This window comes from Pseudoneobacillus rhizolycopersici (genome assembly GCF_054786815.1).
The window spans coordinates 1-236 of sequence record NZ_JBTOOE010000236.1; the positions used below are offsets into that span (position 1 = coordinate 1).

The 236-nt window shown below is 37.3% G+C and carries 1 protein-coding gene; it reads left to right on the forward strand.

Translation table 11 applies throughout. The features are described from left to right. Positions 1-236 (forward strand): hypothetical protein (locus ACX9YW_RS23575; RefSeq protein ID WP_460351237.1); only part of this gene is annotated, 236 nt, incomplete at both ends.

Sequence of the window (236 nt, forward strand, 5' to 3'; positions counted from 1 at the left end):
CGTGGAAATCCCACTATGGTTCATCTGATAATTACATTAGTCCAACTGAATTTACACCAGATAATACGAGACATACCTTTAATAGTGGTGACTTAACTCTTAAGACGAGATTTTATCAACCAGTCTTATTAAGTGTCCAAGATCCTAGTGACGATAACATTAATAGAGTGGGTCATATTCCTGAAGGTATAACTGTATCAGGTGGTTGGGCTTATACGAGTTTACTCAGTCACCTT